The 13,117-nt window shown below is 71.9% G+C and carries 14 protein-coding genes and 1 tRNA gene; 10 read left to right on the top strand and 5 right to left on the bottom strand.

The features are described from left to right. Positions 1-67: 67 nt before the first annotated feature. From paaA to ACFVDP_RS16295, 6 genes are all read left to right on the top strand, one after another. Positions 68-1,066: a 1,2-phenylacetyl-CoA epoxidase subunit PaaA gene (paaA, locus tag ACFVDP_RS16270; RefSeq protein WP_383489616.1), complete on the top strand. Its 999-nt coding sequence runs from the start codon at positions 68-70 to the stop codon at positions 1,064-1,066. After that, complete coding sequence (gene paaB / locus ACFVDP_RS16275) at positions 1,063-1,374, top strand: 1,2-phenylacetyl-CoA epoxidase subunit PaaB (RefSeq protein ID WP_383489619.1); 312 nt, start codon at positions 1,063-1,065, stop codon at positions 1,372-1,374. Before paaA ends, paaB begins: the two co-directional genes overlap by 4 nt. Continuing rightward, positions 1,371-2,123: a 1,2-phenylacetyl-CoA epoxidase subunit PaaC gene (gene paaC, locus ACFVDP_RS16280; RefSeq protein WP_383489622.1), complete on the top strand. Its 753-nt coding sequence runs from the start codon at positions 1,371-1,373 to the stop codon at positions 2,121-2,123. The genes paaB and paaC overlap by 4 nt, the downstream gene beginning before the upstream one ends. Further along, positions 2,117-2,671 (top strand): 1,2-phenylacetyl-CoA epoxidase subunit PaaD, encoded by a 555-nt coding sequence (gene paaD / locus ACFVDP_RS16285; protein ID WP_383489624.1) that lies wholly within the window; start codon positions 2,117-2,119, stop codon positions 2,669-2,671. The genes paaC and paaD overlap by 7 nt, the downstream gene beginning before the upstream one ends. Next, complete coding sequence (gene paaE, locus ACFVDP_RS16290; RefSeq protein ID WP_383489627.1) at positions 2,671-3,756, top strand: 1,2-phenylacetyl-CoA epoxidase subunit PaaE; 1,086 nt, start codon at positions 2,671-2,673, stop codon at positions 3,754-3,756. The genes paaD and paaE overlap by 1 nt, the downstream gene beginning before the upstream one ends. Positions 3,757-3,870: 114 nt before the next feature. Further along, on the top strand, positions 3,871-5,034 hold the full coding sequence (locus ACFVDP_RS16295) for an acyl-CoA dehydrogenase family protein (RefSeq protein WP_383489630.1): 1,164 nt from the start codon (positions 3,871-3,873) through the stop codon (positions 5,032-5,034). Between the two features lie 31 nt (positions 5,035-5,065). On the opposite strand, the gene ACFVDP_RS16300 is transcribed toward ACFVDP_RS16295, so the two are convergent. The 4 genes from ACFVDP_RS16300 to ACFVDP_RS16315 all read right to left on the bottom strand — a co-directional run bounded on the left by ACFVDP_RS16300 (position 5,066) and on the right by ACFVDP_RS16315 (position 8,532). Continuing rightward, positions 5,066-5,413 (bottom strand): rhodanese-like domain-containing protein, encoded by a 348-nt coding sequence (locus ACFVDP_RS16300; RefSeq protein WP_383489633.1) that lies wholly within the window; start codon positions 5,411-5,413, stop codon positions 5,066-5,068. A 31-nt stretch (positions 5,414-5,444) separates the two neighbouring features. Beyond that, positions 5,445-6,332, bottom strand: a complete 888-nt coding sequence (locus ACFVDP_RS16305; RefSeq protein ID WP_383489636.1) for a hypothetical protein — start codon at positions 6,330-6,332, stop codon at positions 5,445-5,447. A 147-nt stretch (positions 6,333-6,479) separates the two neighbouring features. After that, a complete protein-coding gene (locus tag ACFVDP_RS16310) occupies positions 6,480-7,946 on the bottom strand; it encodes a DUF2252 domain-containing protein (protein WP_383489639.1) in 1,467 nt (488 codons plus the stop codon). Between the two features lie 223 nt (positions 7,947-8,169). Further along, positions 8,170-8,532, bottom strand: a complete 363-nt coding sequence (locus ACFVDP_RS16315) for a winged helix-turn-helix transcriptional regulator (protein ID WP_383490411.1) — start codon at positions 8,530-8,532, stop codon at positions 8,170-8,172. 163 nt (positions 8,533-8,695) lie between these two features. Here ACFVDP_RS16315 and ACFVDP_RS16320 point away from each other — a divergent pair, with 163 nt between their 5' ends. Continuing rightward, positions 8,696-9,349, top strand: coding sequence for an FMN-dependent NADH-azoreductase (locus ACFVDP_RS16320; RefSeq protein WP_383489642.1), 654 nt, complete (start codon positions 8,696-8,698; stop codon positions 9,347-9,349). A 162-nt stretch (positions 9,350-9,511) separates the two neighbouring features. Here the strand turns inward: ACFVDP_RS16320 and ACFVDP_RS16325 are convergent. Then, positions 9,512-9,595 (bottom strand) — tRNA-Leu (locus ACFVDP_RS16325). Between the two features lie 445 nt (positions 9,596-10,040). On the opposite strand from ACFVDP_RS16325, the gene ACFVDP_RS16330 reads away from it, so the two are divergent. The 3 genes from ACFVDP_RS16330 (at position 10,041) to ACFVDP_RS16340 (ending at position 13,109) form a co-directional block, all read left to right on the top strand. Next, positions 10,041-10,880 (top strand): FhaA domain-containing protein, encoded by an 840-nt coding sequence (locus tag ACFVDP_RS16330; protein ID WP_383489645.1) that lies wholly within the window; start codon positions 10,041-10,043, stop codon positions 10,878-10,880. A 10-nt stretch (positions 10,881-10,890) separates the two neighbouring features. Further along, on the top strand, positions 10,891-11,412 hold the full coding sequence (locus ACFVDP_RS16335; protein ID WP_383489648.1) for an FHA domain-containing protein: 522 nt from the start codon (positions 10,891-10,893) through the stop codon (positions 11,410-11,412). 137 nt (positions 11,413-11,549) lie between these two features. Beyond that, the gene (locus tag ACFVDP_RS16340) at positions 11,550-13,109 is read left to right on the top strand and encodes a Stp1/IreP family PP2C-type Ser/Thr phosphatase (protein ID WP_383489651.1); all 1,560 of its coding nucleotides are present in this window, start codon (positions 11,550-11,552) and stop codon (positions 13,107-13,109) included. Positions 13,110-13,117: the final 8 nt, after the last annotated feature.

The raw sequence follows: 13,117 nt of genomic DNA on the forward strand, positions 1-13,117 counted from the left end.
GAGTGGGCGGAGGTCCGGCCCTCGCGGATCGGCTCGTCATCGGCAGCCGAGTTCGAGGGGACCGGGAATGGCGACAGCAACCCCGCAGCACGTGGAGAGCGCCGACAGCGCCGCGGAGTTCCAGGCGGTGTTCGACGCGGCGGTGGCCGCGGACGAGCGCATCGAGCCCCGCGACTGGATGCCCGAGGCCTACCGCGCCACGCTCGTGCGGCAGATCGCGCAGCACGCGCACTCCGAGATCATCGGCATGCAGCCGGAGGCCAACTGGATCACGCGCGCGCCGTCCCTGCGCCGCAAGGCGATCCTGATGGCGAAGGTGCAGGACGAGGCGGGGCACGGGCTGTATCTCTACAGCGCGGCGGAGACCCTCGGCACCAGCCGCGACGAGCTGCTCGACAAGCTCCACAGCGGCCGCCAGAAGTACTCCTCGATCTTCAATTACCCGACGCTGACCTGGGCCGACGTCGGCGCGATCGGCTGGCTGGTGGACGGCGCGGCGATCACCAACCAGGTGCCGCTGTGCCGCTGCTCGTACGGTCCGTACGCCCGCGCGATGGTCCGGGTCTGCAAGGAGGAGTCCTTCCACCAGCGCCAGGGGTACGAGCTGCTGCTCGCCCTCAGCCGTGGCACCGAGGCCCAGCACGCGATGGCGCAGGACGCGGTGGACCGCTGGTGGTGGCCGTCCCTGATGATGTTCGGCCCGCCCGACGACGAGTCGGCGCACTCGGCCCAGTCCATGGAGTGGAAGATCAAGCGCCACTCGAACGACGAGCTGAGGCAGCGCTTCGTCGACATCTGCGTCCCGCAGGCCGCTTCCCTCGGACTGACCCTCCCGGACCCGGACCTGGTGTGGAACGAGGAGCGGGGACAGCACGACTTCGGCCCGATCGACTGGTCGGAGTTCAAGGAGATCCTCAAGGGCAACGGCCCGTGCAACGAGCAGCGGATCACCCAGCGCAGGCGTGCCCACGACGAGGGCGCCTGGGTGCGCGAGGCCGCCGCGGCCCACGCGGCCAAGCACACCACCACGCATCAGGCACCGGACCGAGAAGGCAGGGCGGCATGAGCGAGACCCCGAAGGCGCCCGGCGGCGCCACCGAGTGGCCCCTGTGGGAGGTCTTCGTCCGCTCCCGCCGCGGTCTCGCCCACACCCACGCGGGCAGCCTGCACGCCCCGGACGCGGAGCTGGCCCTGCGCAACGCACGGGATCTGTACACACGCCGCGGCGAGGGCGTCTCCCTGTGGGTCGTCCCGTCCACGGCGATCACGGCGTCCTCGCCCGACGAGAAGGACCCGTTCTTCGAACCGGCCGCCGACAAGCCCTACCGGCACCCCACCTTCTACGAGATCCCGGACGGGGTGAAGCACCTGTGACCCCGCCGACGCGGCAACCGCAGCCGCCACAGCCCGCGCAGGCCGTCTCGGCCGCCGCCCTGGCCCTCGGTGACGACGCCCTGGTGCTCTCGCACCGGCTGGGGGAGTGGGCGGGCCACGCCCCGGTCCTGGAGGAAGAGCTGGCGCTGGCCAACATCGCGCTGGACCTCCTCGGCCAGGCCCGCGTCCTGCTGAGCACGGTCGGCGACGAGGACGCGCTGGCGTATCTGCGCGAGGAGCGCGACTTCCGCAATCTCCAGCTGGTCGAGCAGCCGAACGGCGACTTCGCCCACACCATCGCCCGCCAGCTGTTCTTCTCCACGTACCAGCACCTTCTGTACGGTCAGCTGGCCGACGGCGAGGGCGAGTTCGCTCCCCTGGCCGCCAAGGCGGTCAAGGAAGTGGCGTACCACCAGGACCACTCCCGGCAGTGGACGCTGCGGCTCGGCGACGGGACGGACGAGAGCCACACGCGCATGCAGCGCGCGGCCGACGCGCTCTGGCGCTTCACCGGCGAGATGTTCCAGCCCCTCCCGGGCGTGGAGATCGACTGGCAGGACCTGCGGACAGCCTGGACGGCGACGATCACCGCCGTACTCCGGGAGGCGACGCTCACCGTCCCCGAGGGCCCGCAGAGCAGCGGCTGGCGCGCGGGGGCGGGCCGCCAGGGCCTGCACACCGAGTCGTTCGGCCGGATGATCGCCGAGATGCAGCATCTGCACCGCAGCCACCCGGGGGCGACATGGTGACCGCATCGCTCACCCCGCTGGAGACCGAGCTGCTGCACGTGGCGGGATCGGTGCCGGACCCCGAGCTGCCGGTGATCACCCTGGAGGAGCTGGGCGTGCTGCGCGCCGTGCACACGCTCGGCCCGGGCCGCGTCGAGGTCGAGCTCAGCCCCACATACACCGGATGTCCCGCGATCGAGGCCATGTCGGCCGACATCGAGCGGGTCCTGCACGAACACGGCATCCCCGAGGTCACCGTCCGCCCGGTCCTTTCCCCGGCCTGGTCCACGGACGACATCAGCCCCGAAGGCCGCCGCAAGCTGCGGGAGTTCGGGATCGCGCCCCCGCGCACCACCCGCGCCCCCGCCGGCCCGGTCCCCGTCACCCTCGGCCCCACCCGGCACACGACCGGCACCGGCGCCGGACCCACCGTGCTGGAGCCGGTGGCCTGCCCGTACTGCGGATCGACCGAGACCGAGCTGCTCAGCCGCTTCTCGTCCACCGCCTGCAAGGCGCTGCGCCGCTGCCTCGACTGCCGTGAACCCTTCGACCACTTCAAGGAGCTGTGATGGCAGCAGCCGCGCGGGCCCGCTTCCACCGGCTCCGGGTCACGGCGGTCGACCGGCTCACCGACGACTCCGTGGCGCTGACCTTCACCGTCCCCGACGAGCTGCGCGAGCTGTACCGGCACGCCCCGGGCCAGCACCTCGCCCTGCGCCGCACCGTGGACGGCACGGAGGTCCGCCGCACGTACTCGATCTGCTCCGCCGCCCCCGCCGACGGCGCCCCGCGCACCCTGCGGGTCGGCGTGCGCCTGGTCGACGGCGGCGCGTTCTCCACGTACGCGCACAAGGAGATCGCCGTGGGGGACGAGCTGGAGGTGATGACACCGGCCGGCCGCTTCACCCTCGACCCGGCCCCCGGGCACTACGCGGCGGTGGTCGGCGGCAGTGGCATCACCCCGGTGCTGTCCATCGCCACGACGCTCCTGGAGCGGGCACCGGACGCCCGTTTCTGCCTGATCCGCAGCGACCGCACCACCGCCTCGACGATGTTCCTGGAGGAGGTCGCGGACCTGAAGGACCGCTACCCGGACCGGTTCCAGCTGGTCACCGTCCTCTCCCGGGAGGAGCAGCAGGCCGGCCCGGCCTCGGGGCGGCTCGGCCAGGAGCGGCTGGCGGCGCTGCTGCCCGCGCTGCTTCCTGTGGAGCGGATCGCGGGCTGGTTCCTGTGCGGCCCCTTCGGCCTGGTGCAGGGCGCCGAGCGGGCGCTGCGCGGCCTCGGCGTGCACCGGACGCGCATCCACGAGGAGATCTTCCATGTGGACGACGGCCCGGCCGCCGACCGCACCGTCCCCGCCCCCGCCTCGGCTCCCGCGCACAGCACGGTCACCGCACAGCTCGACGGACGGTCCGGCACCTGGCCGGTGCGGGACGGCGAATCCCTCCTGGAGGCGGTGCTGCGCAACCGGGCGGACGCGCCCTACGCGTGCAAGGGCGGCGTCTGCGGCACGTGCCGCGCCTTCCTCGTCTCGGGATCGGTCCGGATGGACCGGAACTTCGCGCTCGAACCGGAGGAGACCGACGCGGGGTACGTCCTGGCCTGCCAGTCCCGTCCGACCACGGAGAAGGTGGAGCTGGACTTCGACCGCTGATCCGCGACAGCGCCCGGCACCTGTTCCCTTCTCGTAGAACCTGTTCTATCTTGACGCTCCGTCAGATCCCGCTGGGAGCCGAGTGGGAGCCGAGCAGGAACGGGAGGACAGCCGGTGGACTTCACCTTCTCCGAGGAGCAACAGGCGGCCGTCGAGGCGGCGCGGGCGGTGTTCACGCCGGTCGCGCCCGACAGCGTGCCCAGCCCCTCGCTCACCTCCGGCGCCGTGGCCGAGGACTTCGACCGCGCGCTGTGGTCCAAGGCTGCCGACGCCGATCTCCTCAGCCTGCTCATCACGCCCGAGCACGGCGGGGCCGGGCTCGACGCCATCGCGCTCTGCCTGGTGCTGCGCGAGTCCGCGAAGGTCCTCGCCCGCATCCCGCTCCTGGAGCACAGCGCGGCGGCGACGACCGTGGAGGCGTACGGAGGCGAAGAGCTGAAGCGGGAGATCCTCCCCCGCGCGGCCGACGGCCGTCTCGCCCTGACCGTGGCGGCGGCCGGCCGCACCGGCCACGACCCGGCCGAGCTGGCGGTGACCGCACGCCGCGAGGGTGCCGCGGGCACGGGCGGCTGGATCCTGGACGGCGTTCAGACAGGCGTGCCGTGGGCCTGGGGCGCGGACCGGATCCTCGTTCCCGCGCACACCGGGGAGGGCACCGCGGTGCTCGCGGTCCTGCCCGGCCCGGCCGGAGCCGAGAGCTCCCTGCCGGGGCTCACCTTCGCCGAGCAGATCTCCACGACCGGCGAGCGCCTCGCCGAGCTGCGTCTGGACGGTGTGCACCTGGACGACCGGCATCTCATCGAGGACCCCACGGCCTGGTCCCGGCTGCACGACCTGCTGGCCACCGGCACCTGCGCGCTGGCGCTCGGTCTCGGCGAGGGCGTCCTCAAGATGACCAGCGACTACGCGGGCAAGCGCGAGCAGTTCGGGTATCCGATCGCCACGTTCCAGGCGGTCGCCGTCCAGGCCGCCGACCGCTACATCGATCTGCGGGCCATGGAGGCCACCCTGTGGCAGGCGGCCTGGCGCATCAGCTCCGGCGCGGGCGGTGCGCTGCCGGTCGCCGGTGATGTCGCGGTCGCCAAGAGCTGGGCGTCCGACGGCGTCCGGCGCGTGGTGCAGACCGCGCAGCATCTGCACGGCGGCTTCGGCGCCGACACCGACTATCCCCTGCACCGCTATCACGCCTGGGCCAAGCACCTGGAGCTCTCGCTCGGCCCGGCCGCCGCCCACGAGGAGACGCTCGGCGATCTGCTCGCCGCCCATCCCCTGGGCTGAGCGCCCGGCAGCGGCGCCGGGACCGGACGGCTCAGACGACCGCGCCCGGCTGACCCTTGTCGTCCACGACGGGGCGGCCGGCCGCTTCCCACGCCTGCATGCCGCCCGCGACGTTCACCGCGTCGATGCCCTGCTGGACCAGATAGGCCGTCACCTGGGCGGACCGCCCGCCGACCCGGCACAGGACGTTGACCCGGCCGTCCTGCGGGGCCGCCTCGGTGAACTCACCGAACCGCGCGACGAAATCGCTCATCGGAATGTGCAGCGCACCTGCGGCGTGACCCGCGAGCCACTCGCCGTCCTCACGCACGTCGAGCAGGAAGTCCCCTTCCTTGAGCTCGTCGACACCGACCGTGGGCACACCAGAACCGAAAACCATGACCCCGACGCTACCCGACCGCCCACCGGGCTCAGGCCGCGGTGATCCGCTCCAGCTCGGCCTCCCGCTCGGCGACCTGCGCGAGCAGCTGCTCGGCGATCTCGTCGAGCAGCTTGTCCGGGTCGTCGGGCGCCATCCGCAGCATCGAGCCGATCGCGCCCTCCTCCAGCTCCCGGGCCACGGCCGTCAGCAACTCCTTGCGCTGCGCCAGCCAGTCGAGCCGGGCGTACAGCTCCTCGCTCGGCGAGGGCTCCCGCTCCGGCGGCACCGGCCCCGCGGCCCACTCCTCGGCGAGTTCCCGCAGCAGGGGCTCGTCTCCGCGCGCGTACGCCGCGTTCACCCGCGAGATGAACTCGTCGCGCCGCTCCCGCTCCTTGTCGTCCTGGGCGAGATCCGGGTGCGCCTTGCGGGCCAGCTCGCGGTAGAGCTTGCGGGCCTCCTCGCTGGGCCGTACCCGCTGCGGCGGCCGCACCTCCTGATCGGTGAGCATCGCGACGGCCTCGGGGAACAGCCCGTCCCCGTCCATCCATCCGTGGAACAGCTCCTCGACGCCGGGCATCGGCAGCACCCGCGCCCGCGCCTCGTCGGCCCTGGCACGGTCCTCCGCGTCGCCCGTGCGCTCCGCCGTCGCCTCGGCGATCAGCGCCTCCAGCTCGTCGAGCCGGGCGTACATCGGGCCGAGCTTCTGGTGGTGCAGGCGCGAGAAGTTCTCCACCTCGACCCGGAAGGTCTCCACGGCGATCTCGAACTCGATCAGCGCCTGCTCGGCCGCGCGCACCGCCCGCTCCAGGCGGTCCTCGGGCCGCTCTTCGGCCCGCTCCCGAGACCGCTCGATACGTTCCTTCAGCTGGTCCTTGAGCCGCTCCCGAGGCTGCTCCTCGGGCTGCCCTGCCACGTCGTCGGTCTCCGGGGTCGTCACCCGTCCAGCGTAGGGCACGGCCCGACAGGGGCGGTGCGGCGCCGAGCACCACCGGCTCGGCCCCACAGAGACCCGCCCCACGGAGATCCACGGCCCCGACCCGGTCGCCCCCGTACCGCCGTCAGACCCCGGCCTCAGACCCCCGCCTCAGACCCCCGCTTCCGCGGCCACCCGCCCCTCCCGAACCGCCCGCACCAGCTCACCGTGGTCGGCCTCGGTGCGGTCCGCGTAGGTCACCGCGAACGACGCGACGGCCTCGTCCAGTTCCTCGTTCTTCCCGCAGTACCCGGCGATCAGCCGCGGGTCCGCGCTGTGGGCATGGGCGCGGGCGAGCAGGGCGCCGGTCATCCGGGCGTAGTCGTCCAACTGGTCGGCGGCGAGCGCGGCCGGGTCGACGCTGCCCTTGCGGTTCCTGAACTGCCGCACCTGGAAGGGCCGTTCCCCGACCGAGGTCCAGCCCAGCAGGAAGTCGCTGACCACCTGCATCCGCTTCTGCCCGAGCACCACCCGCCGCCCCTCGTGCGCGACGGCCGACACCGCGAACCCGACCGTGGGCAGATGCGGCAGCAGCGCGGACGGCCGCGCCTCCTTCACCTGCAGCACCAGCGGCTCACCGCGGTGATCGAGGAGCAGCACCACGTAGGACCGGGTCCCCACGCTCCCGGTGCCGACGACCCGGAACGCCACGTCGTGGATCGCGTACCGCCCGAGCAGCGGCAGCCGGTCCTCGGACAGCGTCTCCAGATAGGCCCCCAACGAACCGGCGACGGCGGCCGCCTCCTGGTCGGGTATCCGGCGCAGCACCGGCGGCGCGTCCACGAACCGCCGCCCGCCGCCCTCCACACCGACCGTCGACTTGGCGGCGAACCGTCCGCTGGTGTTGTTCCGCGCCTTCTCCGAGACCCGCTCCAGCGTGCCGAGCAGATCGTGGGCGTCGGTGTGCGAGACGAGTTCCTCGTCCGCGATCGCGTTCCACGCGTCGAGCGCGGGCAGTTTGGCGAGCAGCCGCATCGTGCGCCGGTAGGCACCGGTCGCGTCGTGCGCCGCCTGCCGGCACGTGTCCTCGTCGGCCCCGGCCTCCCGGCCGGCGAGCACCAGCGAGGCCGAGAGCCGCTTCACGTCCCACTCCCAGGGGCCGTGCACCGTCTCGTCGAAGTCGTTCAGGTCGATGACGAGGCCGCCGCGCGCATCGCCGTACAGACCGAAGTTTCCGGCGTGGGCGTCGCCGCATATCTGGGCGCCGATGCCGGTCAGCGGAGTGCGCGCCAGGTCGTACGCCATCAGGCCGGCGGAACCGCGCAGGAAGGCGAAGGGGGTCGCGGCCATCCGCCCCACCCGGATCGGTGTCAGGTCCGCGATCCTGCCGCGATTGGACTCCTCGACGGCCGTCACCGCGTCCGGCCGCCCCGCATCCGGCTCGAAGCCGTCGTGCGCCGACCTCGGCACGTCCTTGCGCAGCGCCTTGCCGGCCGCCTTCGGGGAACCGCCCGAAGAAGCCTCCGTGGACGCCTGCGCGGGCACCGCCGAGAACCCGGCCACCCTCGGCAGCCGCCGGACCCGCCCGTCCCCCTCGCTCTGCCGCGGCAGAGCCACCACATCGCCGATTCCGCCCATACCGATCGCCTCCCCCGCCCCGTACAGAACCCCGTACGGGACCACGTACGCCGCACACCGCTCGTCGAACCGGCCACGACCGTACCGCCGCGCGCCGCACTCCGCCGGACCCTGTGGAAAACCCACGGTCTGTGCACAACTTCGCCGTCAGGCAGCCGTTTTCCCACCGAGGCCGAGCCGCTGCCGGCACCGGTGCACCCCGCCGTGAGATCCCGCCGTGGACCTACTTCCGGAACTCCTCCGGACACGTCCCGCCCTCGGCCCCCAGATACTTCGCGGCCCAGTCCCCTAGCTCGTCCAGCGACGGCTTCAGCGCCGAGCCGGCCTCCGTGAGCCGGTAGGAGACGCGCAGTGGCGGCCCCTCGTCGACCTGGCGCAGGACAAGGCCGACGGTGCCCAGCTCCGTGAGCCGGTCGGAGAGCATGCGTTCGCTGATGCCGGGGATGGCTCGGCGCAGATCGGCGAAGTGCACCGGCCGCTGTATCAGGGCGGCAATGATCAGCCCCGTCCAGCGCTTGCCGAGCAGCCCGAAGACCCGGGTCATGCCGATGTCGACCGTCGAGCACGCCCCCGGGGTGTGCGCCATGGACGCCCCCGCGTCGCGTGCGTCCGCCCGCTTCCTGTCCTGCCCGCTGCCCGCCATGCGTCCAGGGTACTGGTTTCTCGTACGTGGGTGAAAAAAAGTAAGTACCTGTGCTAATACTAGCTACGTACTCATCTACAGCCGATCTTTTCGGGAGAAACCCCCCATGGCCACCCTGCTGCACCTCGACTCCTCGGTCTTCTCCGGTTCCGCCTCGTCCTCGCGCCCCGTGACGGAGGCCTTCCGCACGGCCTGGCTGGAGCAGCACCCCGAGGGCACGGTCGTCTACCGCGACCTGGCGGCGGACCCGGTGCCGCACATCACCGCCGACACCCACCTCGCCGGCTTCGCCGCCCCGGACGACCACACGCCCGAGCAGGCCGCCGCCTTCGCCGAGCGCGTGCGGCTCATCGAGGAGCTGGAGAGCGCGGACGCGATCCTGATCGGCGCCCCGATGTACAACTTCTCGATCCCGTCGACGCTGAAGGCGTGGCTGGACAACGTGATCCTTTTCGGCCGCACCGCGGGCATCGACGCCCCGGCCGCCAAGGGCACCCCGGTCACCGTCGTCGCCAGCCGCGGCGGCTCCTACGCGCCGGGCACCCCGCGCGAGGGCATGGAGTACGTCCAGAACTTCCTGACGGCCGTCCTGCGCGACACCCTGCAGCTCGACCTCGACTTCATCGTCCCCGAGCTGACCATGGCCCCGACGAACCCGGCCATGTCCGAGCTGATCCCCCTCTTCGAGGCCTCCCGCGAGAAGGCCCTCCAGGACGCGCAGGAGAAGGGCAAGGCCGTGGCCGCCCGCATCGCCGCCTGAAGGTGACATAACCCACAGAGGCGCCACGGATCGTCGCCCCCGTCGACCCGTGGCGCCTCACGCGCGCGTACGCCCCCGCGTGCTTCCGTGTACGGCCGCGCAACCCTGTGCACGGCAACGCAAAAGCCCCGCAGATCCGAAGATCTGCGGGGCTTTTCGCTGTGCGCGAGGGGGGAGTTGAACCCCCACGCCCTTTCGGGCACTGGAACCTGAATCCAGCGCGTCTGCCTATTCCGCCACCCGCGCATTGGGTGTGTCTTCCGGCTCCTTCGCCCTTGTGGGCCCGGCGCCTTCCGACATGCAGAAGATTAGCACGGTGCCAGGGGTGGATTCACATCCGATTCCGCGGGCATCCGACGGGCACCCGACGCAGGTGGCCGCCACCCCTCACCATGGGGCGGCGGCACCGAGGTGCCGCGCGCCGGACACAGTCCGGTCGCGGCCTTGCCGGACCCCGACCGCTGCACAGCCGCGTACGGGACACTGTCCAGAGGCCACCTCTACGATCCCTCTTAAGAGGGTCCGCAGCGGAGCCTCGGAGCAGTCTGTGAGCGTCGACACTCATCGACCGGGCGGACAGGGGGAACCAGCCGATTTCCCGACGCGTGGATACGATCAGTAAGCAGTACGAGGAAGCACGAGAGCCCGACAGGCACGGCAAGCAGGACAGCTACGAAGAAGGAGGTGCCCCATGGGAGTCCTGAAGAAGTTCGAACAGCGCCTCGAAGGTCTGGTCAACGGCACCTTCGCGAAGGTCTTCAAGTCCGAGGTGCAGCCCGTCGAGATCGCGGGCGCGCTGCAGCGCGAGTGCGACAACAACGCGACGATCTGGAACCGCGAGCGGACCGTCGTCCCCAATGACTTCATCGTGGAGCTCAGCGCACCGGACTACGAGCGCCTCAGCCCGTACTCGGGGCAGCTCGGCGACGAGCTGTCCGGCATGGTGCGCGACTACGCGAAGCAGCAGCGGTACACCTTCATGGGCCCCATCAAGGTGCACCTGGAGAAGGCCGACGACCTCGACACGGGTCTGTACCGGGTGCGCAGCCGCACCCTCGCCTCCTCCACCAGCCAGGCACCGTCCGAGCGTCCGGAGCGGCCCGCGGCCGCCCGCCCGCAGACGCCCGGCGGCTACGGCTACCCGCCTGCGGCCGCCCCGCCGATGCCCTCGGCACCGCCGCCGGCCCGGCCCGCGCAGGCCCCGGCCGCGCACCGGCCCGCCGCGGCCGCGGGCCCGCAGCCGGGCGCCCGTGTCCGGCACTGGGTCGAGATCAACGGCAACCGCCACCAGATCTCCCGCTCCACCCTCGTGCTCGGCCGCTCCACGGAGGCCGATGTGCGGATCGACGACCCCGGCGTCTCGCGCCGGCACTGCGAGATCCGCACCGGTACCCCCTCCACGATCCAGGACCTCGGGTCCACGAACGGGATCGTGGTGGACGGCCAGCACACGACCCGCGCTACGCTCCGCGACGGCTCGCGGATCGTCGTGGGCCAGACGACCATCGTTTATCGGCAAGCCGAAGGGTGAAGCGGGGGCAATGTCAGAGCTGACCCTGACGGTCATGCGGTTGGGTTTCCTGGCCGTTCTGTGGCTGTTCGTGATCGTGGCCGTACAGGTCATCCGCAGCGACCTGTTCGGCACGCGCGTGACCGCTCGCGGCTCGCGCCGTGACAGCGGGCGCGCGCAGCAGGCCGCACGCCAGGCGGCCGCGCCGCCACAGCAACAGCAGCGCCAACAGCAGGCGGGCGGCCGCCAGCGCCGCGGCGCCCCGAGCAAGCTGGTGGTCTCCGAGGGGAGCCTCACGGGCACCACGGTCGCCCTCCAGGGGCAGACCATCACGCTCGGCCGCGCACACGACAGCACGATCGTGCTGGACGACGACTACGCGTCCAGCAGGCACGCCCGGATCTACCCGGACCGGGACGGCCAGTGGATCGTCGAGGACCTCGGGTCCACGAACGGCACGTACCTCGAACGGAACCGTCTGACGACCCCCACGCCGATCCCGCTGGGTGCACCGATCCGCATCGGCAAGACCGTCATCGAGCTGCGGAAGTAGTGCTACATCATGATTAGGCGCGAGCGGAGCGAGCGAGCCGACGCGGTTGTCCCGGACCGGGACACCGGCACGCTCCCGACCGGAGGGTGGGCACCGTGCGGATGTACCCGGAGTCGGAATCAACGGGGCAGGTGCGCATGAGTCTGTCACTGCGCTTCGCCGCCGGATCGCACAAGGGCATGATCCGCGAGGGCAACGAGGACTCCGGCTACGCCGGTCCGCGCCTCCTCGCGATCGCCGACGGAATGGGCGGCCAGGCCGCCGGTGAGGTCGCGTCGTCCGAGGTGATCTCCACCATCGTCGCGCTCGACGACGATGTGCCCGGCTCCGACATCCTGACCTCGCTCGGCACCGCCGTGCAGCGGGCCAACGACCAACTGCGCATGATGGTCGAGGAGGACCCGCAGCTGGAGGGCATGGGGACGACCCTCACCGCCCTGCTGTGGACCGGCCAGCGGCTCGGTCTCGTACACGTCGGCGACTCGCGCGCGTACCTGCTGCGCGACGGCGTGCTCACCCAGATCACGCAGGACCACACCTGGGTGCAGCGCCTCGTCGACGAGGGGCGCATCACCGAGGAGGAAGCCACCACGCACCCGCAGAGGTCCCTCCTCATGCGGGCGCTGGGCAGCGGCGACCACGTCGAGCCGGACCTCTCCATCCGTGAGGTGCGGGCCGGCGACCGGTACCTGATCTGCTCCGACGGCCTGTCGGGCGTCGTCTCCCACCAGACGATGGAGGAGACCCTCGCCAGCTATCAGGGCCCGCAGGAGACGGTCCAGGACCTGATCCAGCTGGCACTGCGCGGCGGCGGCCCCGACAACATCACGGTGATCGTCGCCGATGTCCTCGACATCGACGGCGGGGACACCCTCGCCGGACACATCTCCGACGCCCCGGTCATCGTGGGCGCGGTCGCGGAGAACCAGCACCAGCTGCACGACGGCGGCGCCATGGAGACCCCGGCGGGCCGCGCGGCGGCGCTCGGCCGCGGCTCGGGCCGGCCGGTGCCGGGTCAGGGCGGCGGCGGCGAGTTCGGCCCGCCCGGCAGCGGGGACACCACCGGCTACACGCCCGAGGGGGACTTCGGCGCGTACGGCGACGGTGACGTCGAATACGTGAAGCCGCGCCGCGGCCGCAGGTGGATCAAGAGATCGCTGTACATCGTGCTCGCCCTCGGCGTCATCGGCGGTGGCCTCTACGGCGGTTACCGCTGGACGCAGACCCAGTACTTCGTCGGCTCGAACGACGACCACGTGGCGCTCTACCGCGGCATCAACCAGGATCTGGCCTGGGTGAACCTGTCGAAGGTGGAGAAGGACCACCCGGAGATCGCGCTCAAGTACCTGCCTCCGTACCAGCAGAAGCAGGTCGAGGAGACCATCACCGAAGGCGACCTGGCCGCCGCCCAGGACAAGATCGACGAACTGTCCGCGCAGGCCGACGCATGCGAGAAGCAGGCCGCGCGGCAGAAGGCCGAGAACGAGAAGAACGCGAAGACCGGCGAGGGCGAGGCGGGCGGAACCACGACCGGTGGGACCGCGTCCAAGGCCTCGTACCGCGTGGCGACCGCCACCCCCACGCCGAACTCGTCCTCGTCGCCGTCCGGCAAGTCCAAGTCCTCTCCCACGCCCACCCCTGGCCCCACTCTCTCCGACGAAGAGCAGCAGCTGGCCAAGGCGTGCGCACAGCAGTAGAAGCCGTT

The sequence above is a fragment of the Streptomyces sp. NPDC057694 genome (assembly GCF_042799415.1).
Classification (GTDB): domain Bacteria; phylum Actinomycetota; class Actinomycetes; order Streptomycetales; family Streptomycetaceae; genus Streptomyces.

Excerpts from the sequence above, each read along its gene's own strand:
- paaA (WP_383489616.1), top strand. The coding sequence starts at position 68 with ATGGCGACAGCAACCCCGCAGCACGTGGAGAGCGCCGACAGCGCCGCG.
- paaB (WP_383489619.1), top strand. The coding sequence starts at position 1,063 with ATGAGCGAGACCCCGAAGGCGCCCGGCGGCGCCACCGAGTGGCCCCTG.
- paaD (WP_383489624.1), top strand. The coding sequence starts at position 2,117 with ATGGTGACCGCATCGCTCACCCCGCTGGAGACCGAGCTGCTGCACGTG.
- paaE (WP_383489627.1), top strand. The coding sequence starts at position 2,671 with ATGGCAGCAGCCGCGCGGGCCCGCTTCCACCGGCTCCGGGTCACGGCG.
- ACFVDP_RS16300 (WP_383489633.1), bottom strand. The coding sequence starts at position 5,413 with ATGGTTTTCGGTTCTGGTGTGCCCACGGTCGGTGTCGACGAGCTCAAG.
- ACFVDP_RS16310 (WP_383489639.1), bottom strand. The coding sequence starts at position 7,946 with ATGGGCGGAATCGGCGATGTGGTGGCTCTGCCGCGGCAGAGCGAGGGG.
- ACFVDP_RS16315 (WP_383490411.1), bottom strand. The coding sequence starts at position 8,532 with ATGGCGCACACCCCGGGGGCGTGCTCGACGGTCGACATCGGCATGACC.
- ACFVDP_RS16320 (WP_383489642.1), top strand. The coding sequence starts at position 8,696 with ATGGCCACCCTGCTGCACCTCGACTCCTCGGTCTTCTCCGGTTCCGCC.
- ACFVDP_RS16330 (WP_383489645.1), top strand. The coding sequence starts at position 10,041 with ATGGGAGTCCTGAAGAAGTTCGAACAGCGCCTCGAAGGTCTGGTCAAC.
- ACFVDP_RS16335 (WP_383489648.1), top strand. The coding sequence starts at position 10,891 with ATGTCAGAGCTGACCCTGACGGTCATGCGGTTGGGTTTCCTGGCCGTT.
- ACFVDP_RS16340 (WP_383489651.1), top strand. The coding sequence starts at position 11,550 with ATGAGTCTGTCACTGCGCTTCGCCGCCGGATCGCACAAGGGCATGATC.